General features: G+C 70.4%; 1 pseudogene. It reads left to right on the forward strand.

What is annotated here, in order from left to right:
- A pseudogene (locus H3O04_RS35640) lies at positions 1-557 on the forward strand (hypothetical protein); the annotation flags it as partial.
- Positions 558-584: the final 27 nt, after the last annotated feature.

A 584-nucleotide genomic window follows, 5' to 3' on the forward strand; every position in this document is an offset into this window, starting at 1 on the left:
CCTGCGCCGACGGGGCCGCCGTCGTCGCAGGCGTCGCCGCCGCGATCGAATCCCCGACGGCCAGCCTCGACGACGACTACCGCTACCGCCTCGCCCGCAAGGACGTGCACATCGCGTTCGCGAACCTCGGGCAGGCGTTCCAGCGGATGATGATCGAGCCGAAGGCGCACCAGCGCTTCGTGCCCGAACTGAACGACCTGCTCGTGCAGACGCACGTGCTCGGCGCGCAGATCACGGCCGCCGCGCCGCTGATCCGCAGCGCATGCGCGGCCGACGGCGGCCTCGTCCACGACGATGCGCTGCAGCGCGGCCTCGCCGCCGTGCTCGACAATCTCGAGAAGGCCGAGGCCGGCGAGCCGCCGCCTGCCGACCACCTCGAAGCGTCGAAGCAGATCACGCGCGATCTCGATGCGATGGTCGTGTCCGCGGAAAAATCCGATGCAGTCGGCGCCGAGCTCACGCATGACCTGAAGGTGCTCGCGCACCAGTGCAAGCAGATGCTCGCGTCGTCGCTGCTGATCCGCAAGGATGCGAGCGTGATCCGCCTGCCCGCCTGACCCCGAATGTCCGCGCCGGCAGGCCGG

This window comes from Burkholderia sp. KCJ3K979, from assembly GCF_016759955.1.
Lineage (GTDB): Bacteria > Pseudomonadota > Gammaproteobacteria > Burkholderiales > Burkholderiaceae > Burkholderia > Burkholderia orbicola.